Genomic DNA, 24,651 nt, shown 5'->3' with positions numbered 1-24,651 from the left:
TCAAGTCTGAGCGGCTAATTTTATGTATTTATTATGTAATACAGCGACTTTTTCTTTTAATGCCGAGATATCACCTCGATTATCGATAACATCATCGGCTTTAGATAGTTTTTCGTCTCTGCTCGCCTGGCTAGCTATTATATTTTTTACTTGCTGCGCATCGACAGCATCCCTTTCAGTGGTCCGCTTTATTTGTAACTCTGGCGAAATATCAACCACTAAAGTGCAATTGACTAACCTATCTAAACCGTTCTCAAATAGCAAGGGGACAACTAAAATTGCGTAGGCTGAGGTCGCATTTTGCAATTGTGTTAACATTTCCGTCCGGATTAACGGGTGCAGAAGGTTATTCAACCACTCTCTTGCAGATGGGTCGTTAAAAATTTTCTCTCTTAAAGCGGTGCGATTTAGCTCACCATCTTCGAGGAGGACGCTAGGGCCAAAATGGTGAGCAATTTCGGTTAGCCCTATACTTCCCTTTGTGACAATCTCTCTGCTGACAACATCTGCGTCAACAAGATCAATACCCATATCACAAAACAAGTTGGCGACAGTCGTCTTGCCACTTCCAATACCGCCGGTGAGGCCCACAACAAATTTCGACATGTTTTTTCTTAGCTAACGCCTATAAGGTAGATAGGTACCAGTTTACGATTTTCTCACCCCAAATCATGGCTATCCAACCTGCCAAGGCGATATAAGGGCCAAATGGTATGGGGTTGCCAGAATTGATCTTCTTATTGACGATGAGTAGCAAGCCAACTAGTGCGCCAACAATGGAGGATAACAGGATGATGAGTGGCAATAATTGCCAGCCAAACCAGGCGCCGAATACGGCTAATAGTTTAAAGTCGCCATAACCCATACCCTCCTTGCCGGTTAGTATTTTGAATCCCCAGAACACGCTCCAAAGGCTCATATAACCCGCAGAAGCGCCAATGACCGCATCTGTAATCGAGACAAAGGTACCATTTAGATTTATAAGTAGGCCAATCCATAAGAGTGGCAAAGTGATTTGATCGGGCAGTAGCATCTCATCGAGATCTATCCCTGTTAAGGCTACCAGGCCAAAGGTCAGGATGGTGGCAAAGACAAATTGCCACGTTGGGCCAAAATGGTAGGCCAGATAGGCAATCGCTAATCCAGTTAAGGCTTCTATGACAGGGTATCTTGCTGAGATACGTGTTTTACAATGAGCGCATTTCCCACCAAGCATCAACCAGCCTAATACTGGTAGATTATGCCAAGGCTTTATGCTTGTTTTACATTTTGGGCAGGCAGAGCCCGGTACCACAAGATTGTATTTTTCTGGATACTCATCGATCGGCTGAGCTAATTTATCTTTAATCTCCGCAACGGTTGCGTTGTGATATTCATCGAGATATTGGTTACATTCTAGCTGCCACTCTCTTTTCATCATCACGGGAAGGCGATGAATCACCACGTTTAAAAAGCTGCCTATGACCGCTGCAAAGGCAAAGGTAATTGCGGCAAACAGCAAAGGGTACTGAGCCATTAATTGAATAAATTCAGTCATTGATAAAGTTTATTTTTATTGTTCAAAAATTTAAGGGTTAGCCGCCGACGACATTACCCATCTGGAAGATAGGGAGGTACATCCCTATAATTAACCCCCCAACGAGTGTACCAATGACGACCATCATCATTGGTTCAATTAAGCTAGATAATCCGTCAACTGCGTCATCTACTTGCATTTCATATATGTTCGCTATCTTATTTAGCATATCATCGAGGCCACCAGATTCTTCACCTATCATAACCATTTGGATAAGCATGTCCGGGAAAAGTCCTGTGGTACGCATAGCGACGTTCATTTGCATCCCAGACATTACCTCTGTACGAACTTTCGTAAGTGCGCTGCGGTAGACATAGTTACCAGATGCTCCTGCGGCAGATTCTAGTCCATCAATTAGAGGAACACCTGCTGCAAAGGTTGTTGCTAAAGTTCTCGCAAATCTTGCCATTGCCGCCTTGTGTAAAATTTCACCAATAATTGGGATTTTCAGCACTAGCTCATCTACTTTATTTCGGAATCCCGCCGATTTTAAATGAGCCTTTTTAAATGACCAAATAGAGACAACTATGCCTATTACAAAAAAATACCAAGAAGATTGAAGCCATCGCGAGATACTTACAATCATTTGTGTAAATGCCGGGAGCTCAGCTCCAAAACCAGCAAATATGTCTTCAAACTGCGGTACAACAAATAACAATAATAGTGTTGTAACAGCTATAGCAACAACGATAACGGCAGCAGGATAGAACATTGCCTTTTTTATTTTTGATTTTAGGGCTTCAGCTTTTTCTCTGTACGTTGCAATTCTGTCAAATACGGCATCTAGGGAACCTGAGTGTTCTCCAGCACCAACCAAATCAACGTAAAGATCATCAAAATATTGTCTGTGGGGTTTTAAAGAGTCGGATAGTGGTATACCGGACTGCACATCAGCCACAATTGTTCCAAGTAACTCTCGCATTCTAGGCTTTTCGTGACCGCGCCCTAGCATCTCAAGGGTTGTTACAATGGGGACACCTGCCGCCAACATTGTCGCAATCTGGCGTGTGATCATGGCGATATCCATTGCCTTTATTTTTGGATCACTCTTAAATAGTGGTTCAGCTTTCTTTTTGACAACTTTTGGGTTGACGCCTTGCGATTTTAGTTGTGCTTTTATTTCGGCAGGTGAAGTCCCTCTCAATTCGCCTGAGGTTTTTTTCCCGTCGCGGTTAGTTCCCTTCCATTCAAAGGTGACCACTTTAGGTTGAGCTTTGGCTGCTTTTTGCTTTTTAGTTGATGTTTTAGCAAGCGATGCGGTAGCCATTATAGTGTCCTTTAATTAATCTTGTTTAGCTGAGGTTTAGAAGCTAGTTACACGATTTATTTCGGCAATACTTGTTACGCCGGCAATAACCTTTCGTAGCCCAGATTCTCTGAGATCTCGCATTCCTTGCTCTTTTGCCTGGGTGGCAATTTGCAAAGAATTTCCTCCTTCCATAATAGTACGGGCAATCTCATCTGACATCTTCATCACTTCATAAATACCGACACGTCCCTTATAACCGCCAGAGCAAAGGTCACAGCCAACTGGCTTATAGACGGTAAAGCCTTCATCAATTTGTGCTTGTGTAAAACCGAGTTTCAGTAGTTCGTGTTCGGGGACTTCTTCCGGTTGACGGCATTCGGTACAAAGCCTTCTGGCGAGACGTTGGGCGATAATTAGGTTAACTGAGCTGGCAATGTTGTAACCTGGGACGCCCATATTTATCAGACGAGTTAGCGTTTCGGCAGCCGAGTTGGTATGAAGGGTCGAAAGTACCAAGTGACCGGTTTGTGCTGCTTTAATGGCAATTTCGGCGGTTTCCAAGTCACGTATCTCACCCACCATGACCACATCGGGATCTTGACGTAAGAAAGAGCGCAGCGCCGAGGCGAAGGTGAGTCCAGCCTTCAAGTTAATATGAACCTGATTGACGCCTTCTAAGTTAATTTCGACTGGGTCTTCAGCGGTTGAAATGTTGCGCTCTTCGGTATTGAGAATATTAAGGCCGGTATAAAGGGATACCGTTTTACCTGAGCCTGTAGGGCCGGTTACCAAGATCATGCCTTGAGGTTTTGCCAACATTTCTTCATAGAGTTTGCGTTGATCATTTTCGTAGCCGAGCTTTTCAATACCGAGTTGGGCAGAAGAGGAGTCTAAGATACGCATCACGATCTTTTCGCCCCAAATTGTCGGCAAGGTGCTGACACGAAAATCGATAGATTTAGTGCGAGACAGCTTCATCTTAATTCGGCCATCTTGAGGAACTCGACGTTCGGCGATATCGAGTTTTGACATTACTTTTAGACGCGCTGAAATTCGTCCTGATAAGTTAACAGGAGGTTCTGATACTTCATGTAAAATACCATCGATGCGAAATCGAATACGATAGCGTTTTTCATAAGGTTCGAAGTGTAAGTCTGACGCGCCTTTACGTATGGCGTCGGTGAGTATCTTGTTTATATATATGACGATAGGAGCATCGTCACTTGCGTCGCCCTGTTGTTCTTCCTGGCGCTTGTCTGTATCGGTAATCTCGATGCCAGATAGAGAGTCTTCATCTATACCGTCTAGGTCGAGCGCAGAGATATCTTCTTCAAGAACTTTTTCTAATGCAATTGTAAGCTTATCATCCTCTACAAGAATTGCTTCCGCATGCAATCCGGCACTGAATTGAAAGTCCTCTAGAGCCGCGATGTTTGTAGGATCTGCTGTTCCAATATAAAGGCGATTTCCACGTTTGAATAGTGGTAAACACTTGTGTTTTTCAATTAGCTTTTTATTTAGGAATGCTTCCGGAATGCTGCTGATATCAAATTCATTTAAGTCCAACAAAGGCGTACCATACTCTTCATAGCATAGCTCTGCCACTTCCCTAGCTGAAAGCACTTTGGTAGCAATTAAAGTACTGACTAGAGGTTGCTTGTTTTTACGGGATAGAGCTACGGCTTCTGACAATTGCTCTTCGCTAAGTAGTCCTTTGCGAATAAAAAGGGTCGATAATCCCAAATGTAGACCGGTTGAAGGCATGAGTGCTCCAAATGAACAGAAGTTCTAAAATAGTAACGCTTTTTTATGGATTTGTCATTTTTGTCAATATAGAAAATATGCTTTTTCTGTAGAGACGAGCTTAGTGACGGTATTAGTAAAAATTCCTTTTATTGACAATATTTTGACAATATCGCCAATTTAGTCAAAGAGTGAGTTTAAGCAATGAAAGTGCCACAATTGTAATGTCTTGTGCTTTGTTGTTTAGTCGCTTAAACCTAGTAAGGTGCAAGGGCGAAAATTTTAATAAAAGCGAGTGGTTACTAGTTAGTTTTTCTGTATGCTAATGTCTATGGAGGCTGTGTGCTATTTTAGGTGGGGAAATGACTACAAGAGTGTATGCGTTAGGAGTGTTTGTTGGTTTATTTATTATTTTCGTTGCAGGAACACTTTTTTCTTATGACTTGTATTTTTTATTTGGGCTTGAAAATGAATATGATCTGAAAAGATTTTTGGTTGTTGGCTTTATATGGTTGTGTTTGTTAGGCCTTTGCTTCACTAAGCAAGATATAACCTTTCATGTGTCTTTTTATAAGGCAGTTGGTTTTACTGTTTTCGTTTTGTTGTTATTGTTGTCTGCACTCTTTAGTAGGCATGTGTTCTGGGCATTTGTTGATGTAACCAACATTTGTATGTTAATAACAGCGTTTTATTTTTTTTCGGTGTCATTAAGGAGTTTAGATGAAAAAACGTTGTATTCAGTATTGTTTGCTGGTGTTTTGTTCTTTTCACTACTGACTCTTTTCAAGTACTCTCTGTTTTTGATTTTTTCCTATGTGGATGTCAATAGCTTCGATATTCACCGTTTGATTTCTGATTATACCAATGCAAGGTTCTTTAATCAGTTACAGGTTATGATTGTTCCATTGTTATATATTCCATTCTGTTGTAATGGTTTGAGTAAATTTAAGAAAATCTCTGTTTTTATTGTGACGCTGCACTGGTTAGTATTCCTTCAGACCGATGCGCGTGGTGCAATTTTATCACTTTTTCTGGTTTTTATTTTGTTCTTATTTAACTTGGAAAGAGAAAAGCGAATAGGCTTTCTTTATGAGGTGTTACGGCCATTGGCCTTTGGTATCTTGCTGTGGTTGTTATTTATTAAGATAATTCCTTATTATCTTTTCGATAATGTGACATTTCAATTCAGAACGACTAGCTCTGGTAGGTTGGAATTTTGGTTATTTATATTCAAGGCCATTCCTGAGTCCCTTTGGTTGGGGTTTGGTCCAATGAGTTTCACCTGGGCAGAAGGAAAGCCCTTTCCCCATGCACATCCCCACAATATTATTATGCAAATTTTATATGAGAATGGGGTATTGGCTTGTTTGATTTTTGTTATAGTAGCATTGCATATTGTATTTAAAATTTTGAAGTCGGTAGGGACAAACGAGTCTTTTTCAAAATATCCATTTTATTTCTCTTTGCTGTCTGGATTTTGCTATTCACAGTTGAGCGGTGTACTTGTAATGCCTTTCTCTCAATTGTTTTTTTCTCTTGTTTTAGCCTTGTCAATATTTAATTCAAAGCAAAATGAACCTTTATATCATTATCGCAGTAGACGTTGGGCTATAATTGTGTTGTTTTTAGTTGTAACGTTATTTTCGGTGGTAATGTTTGCTTCATACCATCACGAAGACCTCTCGGCTGGTTTTTTCCCTCGGATATGGTTAAGAGGGAATGTGATTAATTAATGGCTTAGTAGGTGATAATGTTTGCGCTTGAATATTTTAGGCTGATTTCTACGTCATGCTTTTTTGACAGGGTAATGTTTTAATTAAAGTTACGCCTTTGAGGGAGGAAGCTGAGGAGATGTACTTCGAGATAAAAAAGGCCGCATATGCGGCCTTTTTTTATGAGAATTGAGTCATTAAGACGCTTTGCAGGTGGCTGTTGTCCAGTCACAGTTAATCGCAGTGCTGTTTTCGTCTTGTGCGTTAGTAGTTACTGTACCTGTCAGAGAGGCAAGGTTTGTAGGTTTAGCAATAGCTCCAGAGCAAGAGGTTGGAGCGAATGTTGGAATGGTTGTTTCACCAATTACCGCAGCAGATGCAGCTTTAACATAGGCTGTTGCTTCACCTAAACAGGCGTTGATTTTGCCTTTGTTTACATACTCTTTATAAGCAGGAAGTGCAATTGCGGCGAGAATACCGATGATTGCAACAACGATCATTAATTCAATCAGGGTGAAACCCTTAGCGTTAGTCTTTTTGAAACTTTTCATTTTTACTCTCTCCATTTGACAGAACTCTGACTCGACTTGTCTCAATGCTGATTTTTAGGATAACAGCACTTCTATTCTAGTAGTTAGCCCTTTAGTTATAGCCAAACTTGTTGCGAAACACTACTCATTACCGCAACTTATCTGCTCTATGGCTAAGACCCTTACTCTCGAATTAGCGGCTGAAACCTATTGGTTCAGCTTGCTCCTGCCTAGCTTAAGACATCGTCCCTGGTCAAATCGTTATTGCTATCAACTAGTATTTTATGAATTCCTTAATGAATTAAGCGCTTAGGTAGTTTACCATGGCTTACTTTTCATTTTCGGTTTTCACTCTAAGTTTGATTAATCTTCATTCGGCAAACTGCACCATTTGGCAATTTAGCTCATCAAAATCATCATGTTACAATTAATGTTTTTCTTCTAACCCAGCACAGCTAATTTGCTGCTACTCATTCAGTGGCACTCTCGCATAACGCTTCCAGTTAACATGTAAATGTTAAGGGAATGTTTCATTGAACTTGTCGCCAGCCTAGAAAATCCTCAATTAACGATAATTAATGCTTTCGACTTACTAAGTCGGTTTACCTTCATGGTAAGCTGGCCGAAAGGGCCATCTCGCCTAAAGCCAAAGTTAGTACAAAGTTAATAAAAAGGGAACCGTAAATCGCATCAAAGTACTAATTTAATGGTGAATTTGTCTAATAAAGTTTTTTTTTGTAAAAAAAGTTATAGCGTAATTATGACTTTGGCTGAAAAATTGGCGATTGAGTTCGTAGTGTCAATTTTATAACGGTTAGAACGCGGTCTCTGTCTGGTTGATTTATGTACAAGCTTTAGTCTTGGCTTGATTTGTTGTGTAAATGTTGCTCGGCTTGGTCGGGAGTAGAACCAAGCTGAGCATTCGGTTTGCCATCTACTTTCTTATTACGAACAATTAGTCTTTGAGTCGTAGCGACAGATCCAACGCCTTGACGTGTTTAGTGAGGGCGCCGACCGAGATGTAGTCGATTCCTGTCTTGGCATAATCTGAGATGGTGCCTAGCGTCACGTTCCCCGATACTTCGAGTTTTACTCGCTGGTTTTCGCTATAGCTATTATTAAGCTCTACTGCCTCTATCATCATGGTGACGTCAAAATTGTCGAGCATGACGATATCGGCTCCGGCATCAAGCGCCTGCTTGAGTTCATCTATGCTTTCGACTTCGACCTCAACTAGCTTGTCGCTGGCAAGCTGGCGGGCGGCATTAATGGCAGAGGCAATTGAGCCACTGGCCATGATGTGATTTTCCTTGATCAGGAAGGCATCGAACAAGCCGATACGATGGTTCTTGCCACCGCCGCAGGTGACGGCATATTTTTGCGCCGTGCGCAGACCTGGAATCGTCTTGCGGGTATCTAATAGCTTGCAGTGAGTGCCTGCCAGTCTGTCGACATAGAGTTTGGTTAGGGTAGCAACGCCAGATAGTGTCTGGATGAAGTTCATCGCGGTGCGCTCACCGGTCAGGATGGCACGGGCCGAACCTGACATTTCACATAATACTTGGTTTGGTAAGACGAGATCGCCATCGTCCACATGCCAGTGCAAGGCAACTTCACCACCTAGCTGGTTAAAGACTTGTTCTGCCCAGGCCTTACCACAAAAGACCCCTTCTTCGCGGGTGATCAAGCTAGCCTGTGCATACTTATCGCTTGGAATAAGCTGAGCCGTGATATCCAGGCTTAACTTTTCTTCGGCGGTAAGATTTGAATCGGCCTGAAAACCTAAATCTTCTTCGAGCGCGACTTTGACGGCTAATCTAATGTCATTTTCCAGCATCTTTCTTTCCTCATGGCTGCTCGCCGCACTCCCAGAGCGCATCACTTGTGGCTCGAATGGGTTATCTCTCTTGATTCAAAGGCTGCGAGCACTTAGCTATATGCCGTTAATAGTAACAAATCCCTGATTGAAAAAGCAGGGATATTTAGCGCTACACGGTGAAGATAGACGCAATTTGTGCCGATTTGTAATCATTGGTCGCGTGTGACTGGCGGCTATCATCAGAATTGGGTTAAAGTGCTAACGGCTTGATATTGTTTGGAGGTAGATTGGTCTGTGGCTAACATGACATTGCATAAAGGTTGGATTCGAGAGTGTCGACAGTGTGTCTCGCCACATTTTAATGCGCGTCCAGATGGAGAGGTGAGCCTGATGGTGATCCACAATATCAGCCTGCCTGCTGGCCGATTTGGCTTGCCCTATATCGACCAGCTTTTTCAAGGCTGTTTGGATATTCAGGCCAATGAGAGTTTTTGCGACCTGCAAGGATTAGAAGTGTCGGCGCATTTTCTGATCCGGCGAGACGGCGAGTTGGTGCAGTATGTCAGCTGTGATGATCGCGCCTGGCATGCCGGCGTCTCCTCATTTGCAGGGCGAACGGGTTGTAACGACTTTGCCATAGGTATAGAGCTTGAAGGTACCGATAGCCTCGCCTATACCGACGAGCAGTATGAGCGGCTCACGCAATTAACCTTGGTCTTGTTTGACGCATATCCTATGCTCAATAGAAATCTTATCGTCGGGCATTGCGATATCGCTCCCGGGCGTAAGACAGATCCGGGCGAGAGTTTCGACTGGCACAGATATCGCGCCAGCCTAGTGACTGGCTAAGCTACTCAATAGTTTCATTGACCAAAAGTAAAATAATCAGATGGAAGGGAGAGGGGAGTAAGATGGCACTGTTTTCCTTATTGTTGGCGATCATGATTGAGCGCCTCAAGCTATTACCCCAGGCATGGCAGCTAGAAACCCTATTAGCCTTGTATGCCAAGAGTTTCTTTGGTCGCAAGCAGCTAACCAATGACCTTATGATGGCGATTGCGCTGATTCTGCCAGCGATAGCTGTGCAGGTGCTGGCCTGGTTCGTGGCCGGCATGTTTTGGGGGCTGTTGAGCCTCGGGCTCTGGGTCGGGGTATCTATTCTCTGTTTCAGTCATCTCAAACAGCGTCAGGTCTTCAAACAGTATATACAGGCAGCCTGCCGCGGCGATGCCCAGGCCTGTTACCATTTTGCCGATGAGCTCGATCCCTATGTGTCACTTAATGCCGTTTCCGAGCAAGACCTAGGCGAGAAGGTCGGGCAAACGGTTGCCTGGCTTAACTATCGCTTCTATGGCGCCGTAGCCTTATACCTTATCTTCTTTGGACCGGCCGGTGCCGTGCTCTACTGTACCGTGCGTTATTTCTCAGACGATGCCAAGAGCCGAGGCGCGGAGCTTCCCATCGTGGATACCGCCTTGATGCTGTTGGACTGGCTGCCGAGCCGCCTGATCGCCCTGGGTTACGTACTCAGCGGCCATTTTTCGCTGGCATTTAGTCGTTGGCGCCAGCAGGCATTGTGCTGGCGCTGCCCGGCGCGAGATGTGATCTCCGAGGTTGCCCTGGCGGCAGAGACAGTTGAATTTAATTCACCTACACCAATTTGCGTCCAATCGACCATCTCTTTGCTACAGTTGAGTAAGCGAAACTTTATCTTACTCGTGATCGGTCTCTCTTTGCTGACGATCTTTGGGGTGGTAGTGTAGGGACTGGGCGAGACCGGCAGCTATATTAGCGCCTGACTCGCCTCCTTGCTTTTACTCAAGGCCACCCCCGGGTGTCTGGATCAATGGTCAGACCCCTTAATCATAAATATAAGCTATTCTCACAAATCGTGAGTTTACATGAAGCAGATCACGAACTGGACATCTGAAATGTGATTTGATAAAGTGCGCTCAGTCAATTAAATTGGTAAGACCAATTTACAATAGGAGCTGAGGGCCATATGGCTTATAGCAAAATCAACCAGCCAAAAATTTCTGACGTGATCATGAATCAGCTGGAGCAGATGATCCTAGAGGGGAGTCTGCAACCGGGTCAGAAATTACCACCAGAGCGTGAATTGGCACTGCAGTTCGAAGTCTCTCGACCATCTCTTCGTGAAGCAATTCAAAAGTTAGAAGCAAAAGGCCTGCTGCTGCGTCGTCAAGGCGGTGGAACTTATGTCAAAGAGCAACTTTGGCAGAGTCTTGCTGATCCTATTGTGGAACTGATGCACAGCGATTCTGAGAGTCAGTATGACCTCCTCGAGTTTCGTCACGCCACTGAAGGCATGATGGCTTATTTTGCGGCGCTTCGGGGCACCGATGCCGACATGCAAAACATCAAAGAAAAAATCCAAGCGGTAGAAGCTGCGTCTGACATCGAGGCGAAGGCAGAGGCGATCGTGTGTTTTTATCGCGCCATTGCCGAGGCCTCTCACAACGTGGCTATGCTGCACTTGGTACTGAGTTTATCTCCCGTGCTGCATAAGAATGTGGCGCAAAACCTAGAGTTGCTAAAGCGCAGAGCTGATGCCTCTAAAATGGCGAACGAGCATAGGCAAGATCTTCTTGCCGCCATCGTCCGTCGTGATCCCGAAGCCGCAAGAGAAGCCTCAAACGAGCATCTAAGCTACATTGAGGAAGTGATGTTGTCTGTGAGGGAAGAAGATAGCCGGTTGCAGCGTAGTCTGCGCCGTTTGAAGAGTGGCGCGTAGGCTTAGGTCTAGCTGCCACTTTTTATTATTCAATTCATACAATTAATGTATATAGGGAAGGACTGCGAAATGTCTGAACATATGCTGCAAGATTTAGATCCGTTAGAGACTCAAGAGTGGGTCGATTCATTACAAGCCGTATTAGAGCAAGAAGGTCCGGAACGTGCTCATTTTCTTCTTGAGAAGCTAATCGACAAGGCTCGTCGTAACGGTACACATCTGCCTTATAAGGCGACCACCGCCTACCTCAACACGATTCCTGCCGGTCAGGAACCTCATATGCCAGGTAACCAAGAGATGGAGCGTCGCATTCGTGCCATCATCCGTTGGAACGCCCTGGCCATGGTACTGCGTGGTTCGAAGAAAGATCTTGAGCTGGGCGGTCACATTTCCAGTTTCGCCTCTAGTGCAACCATTTACGATGTTTGCTTCAACCACTTCTTCCGTGCGCCAAACGAGAAGGATGGTGGTGACCTGGTTTACTTCCAGGGCCACATCGCTCCTGGTATCTATGCGCGCTCTTTCCTCGAAGGTCGCCTGACTGAAGATCAGCTGGCTAACTTCCGTCAGGAAGTAGACGGCAAGGGTCTATCATCTTACCCACACCCTAAGTTGATGCCTGATTACTGGCAGTTCCCAACGGTTTCTATGGGTCTGGGTCCTATCCAGGCTATCTATCAGGCGCGTTTCCTGAAATACCTGACCGACCGTGGTCTGAAAGATTGCTCTGAGCAAACCGTATACTGCTTCTTGGGTGATGGTGAGTGTGACGAGCCAGAAACGCTAGGTGCTATCGGTCTGGCCGCTCGTGAAGAGCTGGACAACCTGGTCTTCATCGTTAACTGTAACCTGCAGCGTCTTGATGGTCCTGTACGTGGTAACGGCAAGATCATTCAAGAGCTTGAAGGCGAATTCCGCGGCGCTGGCTGGGAAGTGGCTAAGGTCATCTGGGGTCGCTACTGGGATCCGCTATTGGCGCGCGACACCAGCGGTAAGCTGCTGCAGCTGATGGAAGAAACCGTCGACGGCGAATACCAAAACTGTAAGGCAAAAGGTGGCGCTTATACACGTGAGCACTTCTTCGGTAAGTACCCTGAAACCGCTGAGATGGTCGCTAACATGTCTGATGACGACATCTGGCGCCTCAACCGTGGTGGTCACGATCCAGTGAAGATCTATGCCGCGCTGCAACACGCGAAGAACACTAAGGGCCGTCCAACCGTTATCCTGGCTAAGACAGTGAAAGGTTATGGTTTGGGTGATGCTGGTGAAGGTAAAAACATCGCGCACAACGTTAAGAAGATGGACATCAGCGCCGTACGTTACTTCCGCGATCGCTTCAATATCCCGATCCCTGACGACAAGCTAGAAGAGATCCCTTTCTATCACCCAGGTCCAGATTCGGAAGAGGTGAAGTACCTTCAGGAACGCCGCGCCGCGCTGCACGGTTCTATGCCGGCTCGCCGTCAGAAGTTCTCTGAAGACCTCGAAGTGCCTTCACTGAAGATCTTCGACTCTATCCTCAAGGGCTCTAACGGTCGTGAGATCTCAAGCACCATGGCGTTCGTCCGTATTCTGACTGCGCTGCTGAAAGATAAGAAGATAGGTAAGAACATTGTCCCTATCATCCCGGATGAGGCGCGTACCTTCGGTATGGAAGGTCTGTTCCGTCAGGTGGGTATCTATGCTCACGAAGGACAAAAGTACGTACCACAAGACTCGGATCAGGTGGCTTACTACCGCGAAGACAAGTCGGGCCAGGTACTTCAAGAGGGTATCAACGAGCTAGGCGCCATGTCTTCTTGGGTGTCAGCGGCGACCAGCTATTCGGTTAACGATACGCCAATGATCCCATTCTACATCTACTACTCTATGTTTGGTTTCCAACGTATTGGCGACATGGCATGGGCGGCAGGTGATATGCGTGCTCGTGGCTTCATGGTTGGTGGTACGTCAGGCCGTACTACCCTGAACGGCGAAGGTCTGCAGCACCAGGATGGTCACAGCCACGTATTGGCTAACACTATTCCTAACTGTATCTCTTACGACCCGACCTATGGTTATGAGATTGCGGTTATCGTTCAAGACGGTATCCGTCGCATGTATGGCGAAAACCAGGAAGATATCTTCTACTACCTGACCACGATGAATGAAAACTATGTTCAGCCTGAGATGCCAGAGGGTGCCGAAGAAGGTATCGTCAAGGGTATCTACAAGCTGGAATCAGTGTCTGGTAGCGGCAAGGGTAAGGTACAGCTAATGGGTTGTGGCACCATCCTTGAACAAGTCCGTAAGGCGGCGCAGGCACTGGCGAAAGACTTCGGTATCTCGTCAGACGTATTCAGCGTGACCAGCTTCAACGAGCTGACTCGCGACGGTCAGGCGGCAGAGCGTTACAACATGCTGCACCCAACCGAAACGCCTAAGCAGGCTTATATCAGCCAGGTGCTATCTAGCGATTCTCCAGCCGTTGTTGCCACCGACTATATGAAGATATATGGCGAGCAGCTACGCGCATATGTTCCTACCGACTACAAGGTGCTGGGTACCGACGGTTTCGGCCGCAGTGACAGCCGCGAGAACCTGCGTCACCACTTCGAAGTGGATGCCAAGTTCATCGTGATCGCGGCACTGAAGTCGCTGGTTGACCGCAACGAGTTGCCAGTTGAAGTACTCTCGCAAGCAATTGCCGAGTACGGCATCGATGTTGACAAGATCAACCCACAGTTCGCGTAAGGGGATATAGCATGGCTGAATTAAAAGAAGTTTTAGTCCCCGATATCGGTGGGGATGAAGTACAGGTTATTGAGATCTGTGCTGCGGTGGGCGATACCCTCGCCGCCGAAGAATCGATCATTACCGTTGAAAGTGACAAGGCGACCATGGATATTCCTGCGCCTTTCGCCGGTAAACTTGCCGAGATTAAGGTCGCCGTGGGCGATACCGTCTCTGAAGGCACACTTATCGCTATGATGGAAGCGGGTGAGGCGCAGGCCGCCGAGCCTGCACCAGCGGCAGCCGAAGTAGCTCCTGCAGCAGCACCGGCTACGCCTGCTCCGGCAGCGCCTGTTGCTGCGGCGCCAGCCTCTGCACAAGTGATTGAAGTGACAGTGCCGGATATCGGCGATGCTTCAGATGTCGACGTGATTGAAGTGCTGGTGGCCGTGGGCGACAGCATAGATGTCGACACTGGGCTTATCACGCTGGAAACTGACAAGGCGACCATGGAAGTACCAGCGCCTGCAGCCGGTGTGGTGAAAGAGATGAAAGTGGCCGTTGGCGACAAGGTCTCTCAAGGCTCTCTGGTTCTGATGCTTGAGGTGAGCGGTGGTGAAGCTGCGGCTCCTGCGGCAAGCGCGGCTCCAGCACCAAGCGCAGAGGCTGCGCCAGCGGCTGCTGCCAGCATCGAAGTGAAAGAGATCGCCGTACCAGATATCGGCGACGCGTCTGACGTCGATGTTATCGAGGTATTGGTTGCGGCCGGTGATGTGATTGAGGCCGACCAAGGCCTGATCACCCTGGAAACCGACAAGGCCACCATGGAAGTGCCTGCACCGTTTGCCGGTAAGCTGGTTTCTGTGACCGTTAAGGTGGGTGACAAGGTTTCTCAGGGTAGCGTCATCGCGACCATAGAGACACAGTCGAGTGCGCCCGTTGCCGCTCCTGCTCCGGCAGCTGCTGCACCTGCGCCAGTTGCGCAAGCCAGCGCACCAGCGCCAGCGGCGAGCAAGCCGCCTGTGCCCCATCACCCAAGTGCCGGTAGCAAGCCGGTAACAGGTGCCGTGCACGCCTCGCCAGCGGTTCGCCGTCTGGCTCGCGAGTTTGGTGCAGACCTGACTCAGGTAACTGGTACTGGTCCTAAGGGACGTATTCTGAAGGAAGACGTTCAGGCCTTTATCAAGTATGAGCTGTCTCGTCCTAAAGCCTCTGCGGCCACTAGCGTGGGCGCCGGTGAGGGTGGTCTGCAGGTGATTGCAGCGCCCAAGGTTGATTTCGCTAAGTTTGGTGAAGTGGAAGAAGTACCACTGAGCCGTATCCAGAAGATCTCTGGACCTAACCTGCACCGTAACTGGGTCACCATTCCACACGTGACTCAGTTCGACGAAGCCGACATCACAGAGATGGAAGCCTTCCGTAAGCAGCAAAACGAGATCGCCGCCAAGCAGAAGACTGGCGTTAAGATCACGCCTCTGGTCTTCATGATGAAGGCGGTTGCCAAGACACTGCAACAGTTCCCAGTGTTTAACGCTAGCCTGAGCGCCGACGGTGAGTCGCTGATCAAGAAGAAGTACTACCACATTGGTGTAGCGGTTGATACGCCAAACGGTCTGGTTGTGCCAGTGGTTCGTGATGTCGACAAGAAAGGCATCATAGAGCTGTCGGCCGAACTGATGGAGATCTCGGTTAAGGCCCGTGACGGCAAGCTTAAGGCGGCCGACATGCAAGGTAGCTGTTTCACTATCTCTAGCCTGGGTGGCATCGGTGGTACGGCATTTACGCCTATCGTTAACTATCCTGACGTGGCGATCTTAGGGGTTTCTAAGTCTGAAATTAAACCTAAGTGGAATGGTAAAGAGTTCGAGCCTAAGTTAATGTTGCCGCTCTCTTTATCTTACGACCACCGTGTGATCGACGGCGCCATGGCGGCACGCTTCAGCGTGACCCTGTCAAGTATGCTGTCCGACATACGCACACTTATTTTGTAATGATGAAGGCTACTCACCATGAGTAGCCTTTTGTTTAACTCCTTGAAAGGTTAAAATGCGGCCACCTTACAAGAACTAACGTTCAAAAAGCTGGCGTCATAATGGGTTGGGCCGGAATTCCTCCCAACACAATGAGAAAGAATAGAGGAAAACATGAGTAACGAAATCAAAACTCAGGTAGTGGTTTTAGGTGCAGGCCCTGCAGGTTATTCAGCAGCATTCCGTGCTGCCGACTTAGGCCTGGAGACTGTTATCGTAGAACGTTTCAGCACCCTAGGTGGTGTGTGTCTGAACGTGGGTTGTATCCCATCTAAGGCACTGCTGCACGTTTCAAAAGTAATCGAAGAAGCTAAGGCCATCTCAAACCACGGTGTGGTGTTTGGCGAGCCACAGATCGATCTCGATAAGCTACGTGAGTTTAAGCAGAGTGTTATCAGTCAGCTGACCGGCGGTCTTGGCGGCATGTCTAAGATGCGTAAAGTGAACGTGGTTAACGGCCTGGGTAAGTTCACCGGTCCTAACACCATCGAAGTTGCCGGCGAAGACGGCGTGAAAGTGGTTCACTTCGAGCAAGCGATCATCGCTGCGGGTTCTCGTCCAATTCAACTGCCTTTCATTCCTCATGAAGATCCACGCATCTGGGATTCGACCGATGCGCTTGAGCTGAAAGAAGTGCCTGGCAAACTGCTGGTTATGGGCGGTGGTATTATCGGTCTTGAGATGGGTACCGTTTACTCATCACTGGGTAGTGAAATCGACGTGGTTGAGATGTTCGACCAGGTGATCCCTGCTGCCGATAAAGATATCGTTCGCGTCTACACCAAGAAGATCAAGAATAAGTTCAACCTGATCCTCGAGACCAAGGTGACTGCCGTTGAAGCGAAAGAAGACGGTATCTATGTCTCTATGGAAGGCAAGAAGGCACCGACCGAGCCAGTGCGTTACGACGCCGTATTGGTTGCTATCGGCCGTACACCTAATGGCAAGCTGATCGACGCCGACAAGGCTGGCGTAAACATTGATGAGCGCGGCTTCATCAATGTCGACAAGCAGATGCGCACCAACGTGCCACACATCTATGCTATCGGTGACATCGTGGGTCAGCCAATGCTGGCACACAAAGGTGTGCATGAAGGCCACGTCGCCGCCGAGGTGATTGCTGGCATGAAGCACTACTTCGATCCTAAGGTGATCCCATCAATCGCCTACACAGATCCTGAAGTGGCTTGGGTTGGTCTGACCGAGAAAGAAGCTAAAGAGCAAGGCATCGCTTACGAGACAGCAAGCTTCCCATGGGCGGCGAGTGGTCGTGCAATCGCCTCTGATTGCTCAGAGGGTATGACTAAGCTGATCTTCGATAAGGAAACTCATCGCGTGATCGGTGGTGCTATCGTGGGTGTTAACGGTGGCGAACTGCTGGGCGAGATCGGTCTGGCTATCGAGATGGGTTGTGATGCCGAAGATCTGGCGCTGACCATCCACGCTCACCCAACACTGCATGAGTCTGTCGGTCTGGCGGCCGAGATCTACGAAGGTTCAATTACCGATTTGCCAAACCCTAAGGCAAAGAAGAAAAAGTAATTGCTTCTGAAATCCGAAAAAGCGCTCACTGAGCGCTTTTTTTTTGGCTGGCTAACTTATATATTATATTTTTGTAACAATAATAAGTTTCTCGCGCTATGCCCCAACCCCGTTGTGCTGTCTGTCTGAGATGGGATCCTCTATGAGTTTTACCCAGGCGTTACGCTTACTAGGCTGTTTGCTTTTCATGATTGGCTTTACCGCGCCAAGTATGGCGGGCGATCTGGTACAGAGGGTCTTTAGTGCGAGAGATGGCCTCAACAATGCCACGGTCAACGACATCAGCTTCGATGAGTATGGCTATACCTGGCTCTCTACCGAGCAGGGGCTGTACCGTATCAGCGATACCAAGGCGCGGCGTATCGATAAAGACGCCAACCATATCCGCCTCTCCGACGAATATATCTATCTCACCGAATCCCTGAGTAAACAGCATCTGTTGGTCAGCAGCTATGCCAACACTTACCTGTACGACATAGTCAAAGATGAGTTTGTCCAGCTGGGCAGCGACAAGCTGTTTCCCGAGTTTCATCCCAGCGGGCTGCAGGCGGTCACCCGCCAGAAAGATGGTAGCTATGTGCTGCTCAGCTATGTCGGCGAGCTGTACCGACTCGACTATAAAGCGATGACGCTCACCTTCATCAGCGCCTTGCCGAGCGACCCGGATATGCCCTGGTTTGTGCTGTCGCAATTTGGCGATGCCCAGCTGATCGTTGGTAAGAGTTACGAGCTGCAGCTTAGAGACAGCCTGGGGATGCTCAGAGGCATATTCCCTTGGACCGAAGAGCAGGGCCAGATAAAGAACCTTTTCGAAGACAGGGCAGGGCGTTTGTGGCTGGGTTCGAGCAACGGTCTGTATCGTGTCTACCCGGATTCGTTAACCCTGGAGAAGGTAGAGCAGATCCCCTTCTACGTGACCCAGATGGCTCAGGATAAGCTCGGCTTTCTCTGGCTGTCGGGCCGTGAGGGGCTGATCAAGTGGCACCCGGACACTCTAGAGATAAAGCATTTTAGCAATGAGTTGAAGCTGGCGGCGGATCTCGACTACATCTATGACCTGGCGGTGGATGATAACGACCTGGTCTGGGTCGGTGGCTCGGGTGATGGCCTGGCGATCATCGCCGACGATCCTGATTTCGTGCTGGACAACTTTAGCCGTAACGCCCCTTATCAGATTAGCAACGAGATGATTTGGGGCATCTTTGCCGAGCAAAATAAGCTGTGGTTGGGCACAGACAAGGGGCTTATCGAGGTCGATCGCGACGCCAAGAAGAGTGAGACCTACCTGCCCGATGAGATGGAGGTCAACGACAGCGTCTATACGGTGAGCGCGTTCGACAAGCAGCGTCTGCTGCTGGGCACTACCAATGGCCTGTTCATCTACGACAAGCAGGCGCGCAAGACCATGCGTTTCGCCGAGATCAGCGGCGGGCGCACCTCGCTCGAAAATAAGATGATCTACTTCAGCTACAAGGATCCTCTGATCACCTCGCGCTGGTGGTTCGTCACTGCCACGGGCCTGTTCTACTGGGACAAGGGAAGCTTGGAGCCGACTCGTATGCAGGTCAAGGGGGTCGATGGCACCCTGCATCAGATCCCGCTGCGCTCCATCTACCGGGCGGCCGACGGCAAGCTGTGGATCGGCGGTGAGAACCTGTTCGGCTATATCGATAGCAAGGGGCTCTTCTATTCGCGCATCGATCTATTCGCCGACGATAACATCTCAGTCGACGTCAGCTATATCAAAGAGGTGGATTCGGGCGTGCTCTGGCTCGGTACCTCGCCCAAGGGGCTGGTGGAGTATCACCCTAAGACGGGCCTGACCTATTTCCTCACCGACAACTGGCAGGTGGAGTGTAGCTCCGTCTATTTCATCGAGCAGTTGCCGGGTTATCGGGTGCTGGGCTGTGCCAACTCCCTGGTGAGACAAGATCTCACCACCGGTGGGATCACGGTTATCGAGAAGCAGGACGGACTGATCAGTCACGAGCTCAACGATGGCGCCGCCTTCTATGAGCCAGGCGCCGGCCTCTATGTCGGTAGCCCCGACGGCGTGGCCTTGGTGGATGTGCCCCAGATGCGTAACCGTCTGGCGGAAGATGGCATCATGATGGAGTCTGTCTCCGTATTCTACGAGGACAGCACGGAGACCAAGCTGGTGCCCGAGGCGGGTATGCTGATAAAACCCGGTGCGCGCCTGATCAGTTTCCAGCTGACCAGCCTCGACTATCTGACCGATATTCCGTTTCAGCTGCAGTATCGTCTGCGCCGCGGCAAGGCCTCCGAGGAGAGCAAGTATTTACAGCTGATGGGCCAGTCCCAGGTCAACGTCTCGGGCCTCAAGGATGGCCACTACACCCTAGACATTCTCAGCGAGCAAAACGGCGTCTGGTCGCAGACCCCCTATTCGTTCAGCTTCGTGGTCGAAGACTACTGGTGGAACTACGACTGGTTCAGAGGCTTGTTGCTGCTTTCGCTCTTGCTGGTGGGGCTCTACTTCCTGCTGCTGCGTCAGAAACAGATTGGTGCCTTCAGACGGGTCAACAAGAAGCTCAAGGAGAGCGAGGACAGGCTGCGTCAATCGCTGCGGGGCAGTGACTCAGAGCTGTGGGAGTGGCACAGCGAGAGCGAAACCTTCCTGCTGGAAAACCGTGGGGGCTATTTCCCCGACAGGGGCGATGCCTTCGAGCTTAAGATGGATGAGTTCCCCATCTATGCCGATGACCAGGAAAAGGTATTTACCGCCTGGAAACGCTTGCTCTCCAAGCAGGATGACAGGTTGGATGTGGATTATCGTTACCGCCGCCCCGACGAGTCCTGGGGCTGGACCCGGGTACGCGGTCGTGCATTGGAGTTCGATCCCGTTAGCGGCAGGGTGAAGAAGGTCGCCGGTATCTACACCGACATTACTACGCAGCGAATGCTGGAAGATGACGTTAAGCTGCTGGCTCAGGCGTTTGCCAACACCTCGGAAGGGGTGCTTATCTTAGACGCCGATGAGCGGGTGAGGGTCTCGAACAAGGCGGCCCAGTCGATTCTGGGGATGAGCGCCGATGATCTTATCGACAGATACTTTGCTCAGCTGGTTCACAGCAGCGAAGACAGGAGCGATGAGATCAACATCCTGCTGGAGCAGGGTATCACCTGGACCGGCGAGCACGAGTTTCAGTGCGCCGAGGGGCTGATCTGCCCCGTGTGGCTGAACCTGTCCACCATGAAAGATGACCGCGGCAACATCAGCCATTATGTGGCGGTGTTCTCAGATATCACTGAGCGTAAGCAGACCGAGGCGGACCTGCGCCGTCTGGCCAACTATGACGTGCTCACGGGTTTGCCCAATCGCTCCCTGTTCGCCGCGCGCCTGGCTAAGTGTATCCACCGCGCCGAGCAGACCGAAGATAAGCTGGCGCTGATCTTCCTCGATCTGGATCGCTTCAAGAACGTCAACGACTCCTACGGTCACAGCATGGGCGATGCCTTGCTGGTGGAGGCCGCCAGCCGCCTGCAATCCTGCGTGAGTGAAAACCACACCCTCTGCCGCTTCGGTGGCGATGAGTTTGTGATTTTGATGCGCGACATGGTGGATATCGACGAGGTTAACCATCTGTGTGAGGCGCTGATCCGCCAGATAGAGAAGCCGTTCGAGCTCTATGGCCGTGAGTTCTTCATCTCGACCAGTATCGGGGTTAGCCTATGGCCGGATGATGCCAAGCAGCCCGAGGTATTGATCAAGAACGCCGATCAGGCCATGTATCACGCCAAGGAAGAGGGACGCGGCAACTTCCAATACTTCTCGGCCGAGCGTAACGCCGAGGCCCTGTATCACCTCAAGTTAGAGGCAGAGCTGCGTAAGGCGATGGACAGGCAGGAGTTTGAACTCTACTTCCAGCCGCAGATCGATATCCTCAAGGACGACAAGGTGGTGGGAATGGAGGCGCTGCTGCGCTGGCATCACCCCAAGGAAGGTTATATCCGTCCCGATATCTTTATCCGGGTGGCGGAGTCATGCGGCCTGATCATCGAAATCGACCGCTGGGTGATCAAGCAGGCCTGTCTGCAGGGCGCCAAGTGGGCTGAACATTTCGGCGACGAGTTGAAACTGTCGGTCAACGTCTCTGCGGTGCACTTCAGGCAGCCCGACTTTATTCAAGACGTACAGCAGGCGCTCAAGGAGTCTGGCATGCCGGCTAAGATGCTGGGTCTGGAGATCACCGAGGGCGTCTTGATGAAAGAGCTGCATGTGGCCAAAGATCACCTTAAGGCGTTACGGGAGATCGGCATAGAGGTCGCGATCGACGATTTCGGTACCGGCTACTCGTCGCTTGCCTATCTGCGCAGCTTCGATGTCAGCACGCTCAAGATCGACCGCTCCTTCCTGATCGATATCGCCACTAACGAGGCGGATCAGGCGATCGCCAGCAGTATCATAGAGCTGGCCCGTAACCTTAAGCTGAAAGTGGTGGCCGAAGGGGTGGAGACCCAGGAGCAGTTAGAGCAGGTCTTTAGCCGTGGTTGTTACATCATTCAGGGCTACTATTTTGCCAAGCCGATGACCATAGATGAGTTTGAGAAATACCTCTACATCAAGTCTCAGTAGCGGCATTTTCATCGCGCGATAGTGCAAACTTTCTTGTTTTTTAAAAGGTTTGCTAGAATATCTTGTCCCTCTTTTCAAAGGAAGAAGCACCGCCGATGATGAAACCTTTTCTATTCTCTTTGCTGCTGGCAAGCCTCTCAGCCCCAGCCCTGAGCGAAGAACGCCCCAAGATAGGTCTGGCGCTCAGCGGTGGCGGTGCCAAGGGGGCGGCCCATATTGCCGTGCTTAAGGCGCTGGAGGCGGAGCATATTCCCGTTGACTACATTGCCGGGACCAGTATAGGCGCCTATGTGGGCGGCATGTATGCTCTGGGCTATAGCGCGGAAGAGATTGAAGAGATCATGATGGGTTCCAACTGGAACGCCGGCTATTCGGATACCATTCCCCGCGCCGCCCTCAGTTATCGTGGCAAGCAGCAGCGGGACAGATTCAATATTCCTATCAATATTGGCTACAGCGACAAAGAGGTGAAGGTACCTAACGGTCTGCTGCGTGGCCAGTCTATGTCAATCTTGCTGCAACACTCGACGGATCTGGTGCATAAGTTCGAACACTTCGATGAACTGCCGATTCCCTATCGCGCCGTGGCGACCGATCTCGAGACCAGCGGCGCCGTGGTGATCGACAGCGGCAGCCTGGTGGATGCCATGCAGGCTTCTGCCACTGTGCCTGGCGCGCTGCAGGCGGCCCAGTACAAGGGGCACATTATTGTCGATGGCGGTATCGCCAACAACATGCCGGTGGATGTGGTCAAGGCCATGGGCGCCGACATCGTCATCGCCGTAGATATCGGCTCCTCATTGGTAAAGCGGGATCAGCTGGAGAGCACGGTGGCGGTACTCAATCAGCTATCGACCATGCTGACCAATGCCAGCACAGAGCGGCAGAAACAGCTGCTGACGGAGCAAGATATTTTGATCCGCCCCGAGGTGGGCGAGCTCAGCACCACAGATTTTGCCATCATGCCCGAGGCCTATCGTCTGGGTGAGGTGGCGGTGAAGGAGCAGCTGGGCAGACTCAAGCAACTGGCCGTGACTCCAGAGCAATACACCGCCTACCAGGCCCACAAGGATGCCGCCAGCATCGGCTGGCTCTACAACCTGTCGCGCCCCGTGGTTGCCATACGTTTCGACAACAACTCTAAGGTGAGCGAGAAGCTGCTGGCAGAGACCCTGGGCATAGAGCCGGGTGAGGTGGTCGATAAGGCGAAGCTGGAGAAGGGGATCAACAATGTCTACGCCTTGGATAAGTTCGAGCGGGTCAATGCCGAGTTTGTCGATACCGAAGAGGGGCGGATACTGATATTGCAGACCCGGGCCAAATCCTGGGGGCCTAATTATTTTCAGCTCGGCTTCAGCTGGGAAGATGACTTCACCTTAGACTCAGTCGTGGCGCTCGATCTGGCCTATACCATGACAGATCTCACAGCCTATGGCGGCGAGTGGCGCAACGAGCTGCGTCTGGGCTATGAGAAGCTGCTTTCATCAGAGTTGTATGTGCCGCTGGACTCCGACCAGAACTATTTCACCCGCGCCGAGGTGGGCTATGAGAAGAAAGACTGGACCCTGTATGAGGAAAACAATCGTTTCTTGGAGCTCAATCAGGTCAAGTATCGCGCCGAGATGGGCATAGGCTTCAACTACATCAAGGAAGGCCTGATTGAGCTGGGCGTGATGGGCGACACCGGCTATCTCGAGAATGCGGCCCTCGATGGCCGGGCAGATTTTAGCTCCTACGGCGCCTATCTTAAATTTGGTTTCGATGACCTGGACAGCATCAGCTTTCCGACTTCGGGTAATCGCGTCACGGTCAACATGTACTATCGCCGTGAACACTCGCCCGACATCCTGGGAGAAGATCCGTCCGAGACCTCCTTCCAGATCACGGCCGATTGGCGCGGCGCCCTGAGTGTCGGCAACCATGCCTTCGTGGGTAAGGCCTCGCTGGCGACAGTTGATAAGGAGCGCGGCTTCAGCGTCAACGTCTCCGAATTGGGCGGCTTCCTCAACCTGTCTGGCTATCACAAGAATGCTTTGGTCGGACCCCATAAGGTGTTCGGCGCCTTCGTCTATCAATACGACCTAGGCCGGGATGTGCTTGGCATGACAGATTACCCTCTCTATCTGGGAGCCAGTCTCGAGGCGGGTAACGTCTGGTCGATCCGCGACAGCGTCAGCCTTAATGATCTCATCTATGGCGGCAGTCTCTATCTGGGGACTGATACCGCCATAGGACCGGCGGCTATCGGTTATGGCTGGACAGATGATGGCGAAAATACCGTCTTCCTCTTTCTGGGTAAGAACTGGTAGGCAGGTTAAAGCGTCATACAAAGTTACAAAATCGCCCTACAGTCGAGCAGGCTGGGGTGTTAGTGTGTCATTCG

The 24,651-nt window shown here is 49.7% G+C and carries 15 protein-coding genes; 9 read left to right on the top strand and 6 right to left on the bottom strand.

All coding sequences use genetic code 11. The features are described from left to right. From coaE to pilB, 4 genes are read right to left on the bottom strand one after another with little or no spacing between them, the layout of a single operon-like run. Entirely contained in the window at nucleotides 1-606 is a 606-nt protein-coding gene (gene coaE, locus K0H80_RS17555) for a dephospho-CoA kinase (RefSeq protein ID WP_220072431.1), read from the bottom strand. 19 nt (nucleotides 607-625) lie between these two features. Beyond that, on the bottom strand, nucleotides 626-1,537 hold the full coding sequence (locus K0H80_RS17550; protein ID WP_220072430.1) for a prepilin peptidase: 912 nt from the start codon (nucleotides 1,535-1,537) through the stop codon (nucleotides 626-628). A gap of 37 nt (nucleotides 1,538-1,574) precedes the next feature. Next, nucleotides 1,575-2,843 (bottom strand): type II secretion system F family protein, encoded by a 1,269-nt coding sequence (locus K0H80_RS17545; protein WP_011867235.1) that lies wholly within the window; start codon nucleotides 2,841-2,843, stop codon nucleotides 1,575-1,577. Nucleotides 2,844-2,879: 36 nt separating this feature from the next. Beyond that, nucleotides 2,880-4,589, bottom strand: coding sequence for a type IV-A pilus assembly ATPase PilB (pilB, locus tag K0H80_RS17540; protein ID WP_220072429.1), 1,710 nt, complete (start codon nucleotides 4,587-4,589; stop codon nucleotides 2,880-2,882). A 341-nt stretch (nucleotides 4,590-4,930) separates the two neighbouring features. Between pilB and K0H80_RS17535 the strand changes: the two genes are divergently transcribed. Beyond that, complete coding sequence (locus K0H80_RS17535) at nucleotides 4,931-6,301, top strand: O-antigen ligase family protein (RefSeq protein ID WP_220072428.1); 1,371 nt, start codon at nucleotides 4,931-4,933, stop codon at nucleotides 6,299-6,301. A 176-nt stretch (nucleotides 6,302-6,477) separates the two neighbouring features. Here K0H80_RS17535 and K0H80_RS19780 read toward each other — a convergent pair whose 3' ends face one another. Further along, nucleotides 6,478-6,831 carry a type IV pilin protein gene (locus K0H80_RS19780; RefSeq protein WP_220072427.1) on the bottom strand — a complete coding sequence of 118 codons (354 nt, stop codon included), beginning with the start codon at nucleotides 6,829-6,831 and terminating at the stop codon, nucleotides 6,478-6,480. A gap of 934 nt (nucleotides 6,832-7,765) precedes the next feature. Further along, entirely contained in the window at nucleotides 7,766-8,647 is an 882-nt protein-coding gene (gene nadC, locus K0H80_RS17525) for a carboxylating nicotinate-nucleotide diphosphorylase (protein ID WP_220072426.1), read from the bottom strand. 285 nt (nucleotides 8,648-8,932) lie between these two features. Here nadC and ampD point away from each other — a divergent pair, with 285 nt between their 5' ends. The 8 genes from ampD (at nucleotide 8,933) to K0H80_RS17485 (ending at nucleotide 24,577) form a co-directional block, all read left to right on the top strand. Further along, nucleotides 8,933-9,478 carry a 1,6-anhydro-N-acetylmuramyl-L-alanine amidase AmpD gene (gene ampD / locus K0H80_RS17520; protein ID WP_220072425.1) on the top strand — a complete coding sequence of 182 codons (546 nt, stop codon included), beginning with the start codon at nucleotides 8,933-8,935 and terminating at the stop codon, nucleotides 9,476-9,478. A gap of 62 nt (nucleotides 9,479-9,540) precedes the next feature. Further along, nucleotides 9,541-10,392, top strand: coding sequence for a beta-lactamase regulator AmpE (gene ampE / locus K0H80_RS17515; protein ID WP_220043491.1), 852 nt, complete (start codon nucleotides 9,541-9,543; stop codon nucleotides 10,390-10,392). Nucleotides 10,393-10,631: 239 nt separating this feature from the next. Beyond that, the gene (gene pdhR, locus K0H80_RS17510) at nucleotides 10,632-11,384 is read left to right on the top strand and encodes a pyruvate dehydrogenase complex transcriptional repressor PdhR (RefSeq protein WP_011867228.1); all 753 of its coding nucleotides are present in this window, start codon (nucleotides 10,632-10,634) and stop codon (nucleotides 11,382-11,384) included. Nucleotides 11,385-11,453: 69 nt separating this feature from the next. Then, on the top strand, nucleotides 11,454-14,120 hold the full coding sequence (aceE, locus tag K0H80_RS17505) for a pyruvate dehydrogenase (acetyl-transferring), homodimeric type (RefSeq protein WP_011867227.1): 2,667 nt from the start codon (nucleotides 11,454-11,456) through the stop codon (nucleotides 14,118-14,120). An 11-nt stretch (nucleotides 14,121-14,131) separates the two neighbouring features. Beyond that, nucleotides 14,132-16,090 (top strand): dihydrolipoyllysine-residue acetyltransferase, encoded by a 1,959-nt coding sequence (gene aceF, locus K0H80_RS17500; protein ID WP_220072424.1) that lies wholly within the window; start codon nucleotides 14,132-14,134, stop codon nucleotides 16,088-16,090. Nucleotides 16,091-16,243: 153 nt separating this feature from the next. Next, the gene (gene lpdA, locus K0H80_RS17495) at nucleotides 16,244-17,671 is read left to right on the top strand and encodes a dihydrolipoyl dehydrogenase (RefSeq protein WP_011867225.1); all 1,428 of its coding nucleotides are present in this window, start codon (nucleotides 16,244-16,246) and stop codon (nucleotides 17,669-17,671) included. Between the two features lie 142 nt (nucleotides 17,672-17,813). After that, nucleotides 17,814-22,268 carry an EAL domain-containing protein gene (locus K0H80_RS17490; RefSeq protein ID WP_220072423.1) on the top strand — a complete coding sequence of 1,485 codons (4,455 nt, stop codon included), beginning with the start codon at nucleotides 17,814-17,816 and terminating at the stop codon, nucleotides 22,266-22,268. A 95-nt stretch (nucleotides 22,269-22,363) separates the two neighbouring features. Next, a complete protein-coding gene (locus tag K0H80_RS17485) occupies nucleotides 22,364-24,577 on the top strand; it encodes a patatin-like phospholipase family protein (RefSeq protein ID WP_220072422.1) in 2,214 nt (737 codons plus the stop codon). Nucleotides 24,578-24,651: the final 74 nt, after the last annotated feature.

Origin of the sequence: Shewanella aegiceratis, from assembly GCF_019457495.1 — a bacterium.
GTDB lineage: Bacteria > Pseudomonadota > Gammaproteobacteria > Enterobacterales > Shewanellaceae > Shewanella > Shewanella loihica.
The sequence above is the reverse complement of the archived record's forward strand: the minus strand, read 5'-3'. Positions and strand labels throughout refer to the sequence as shown.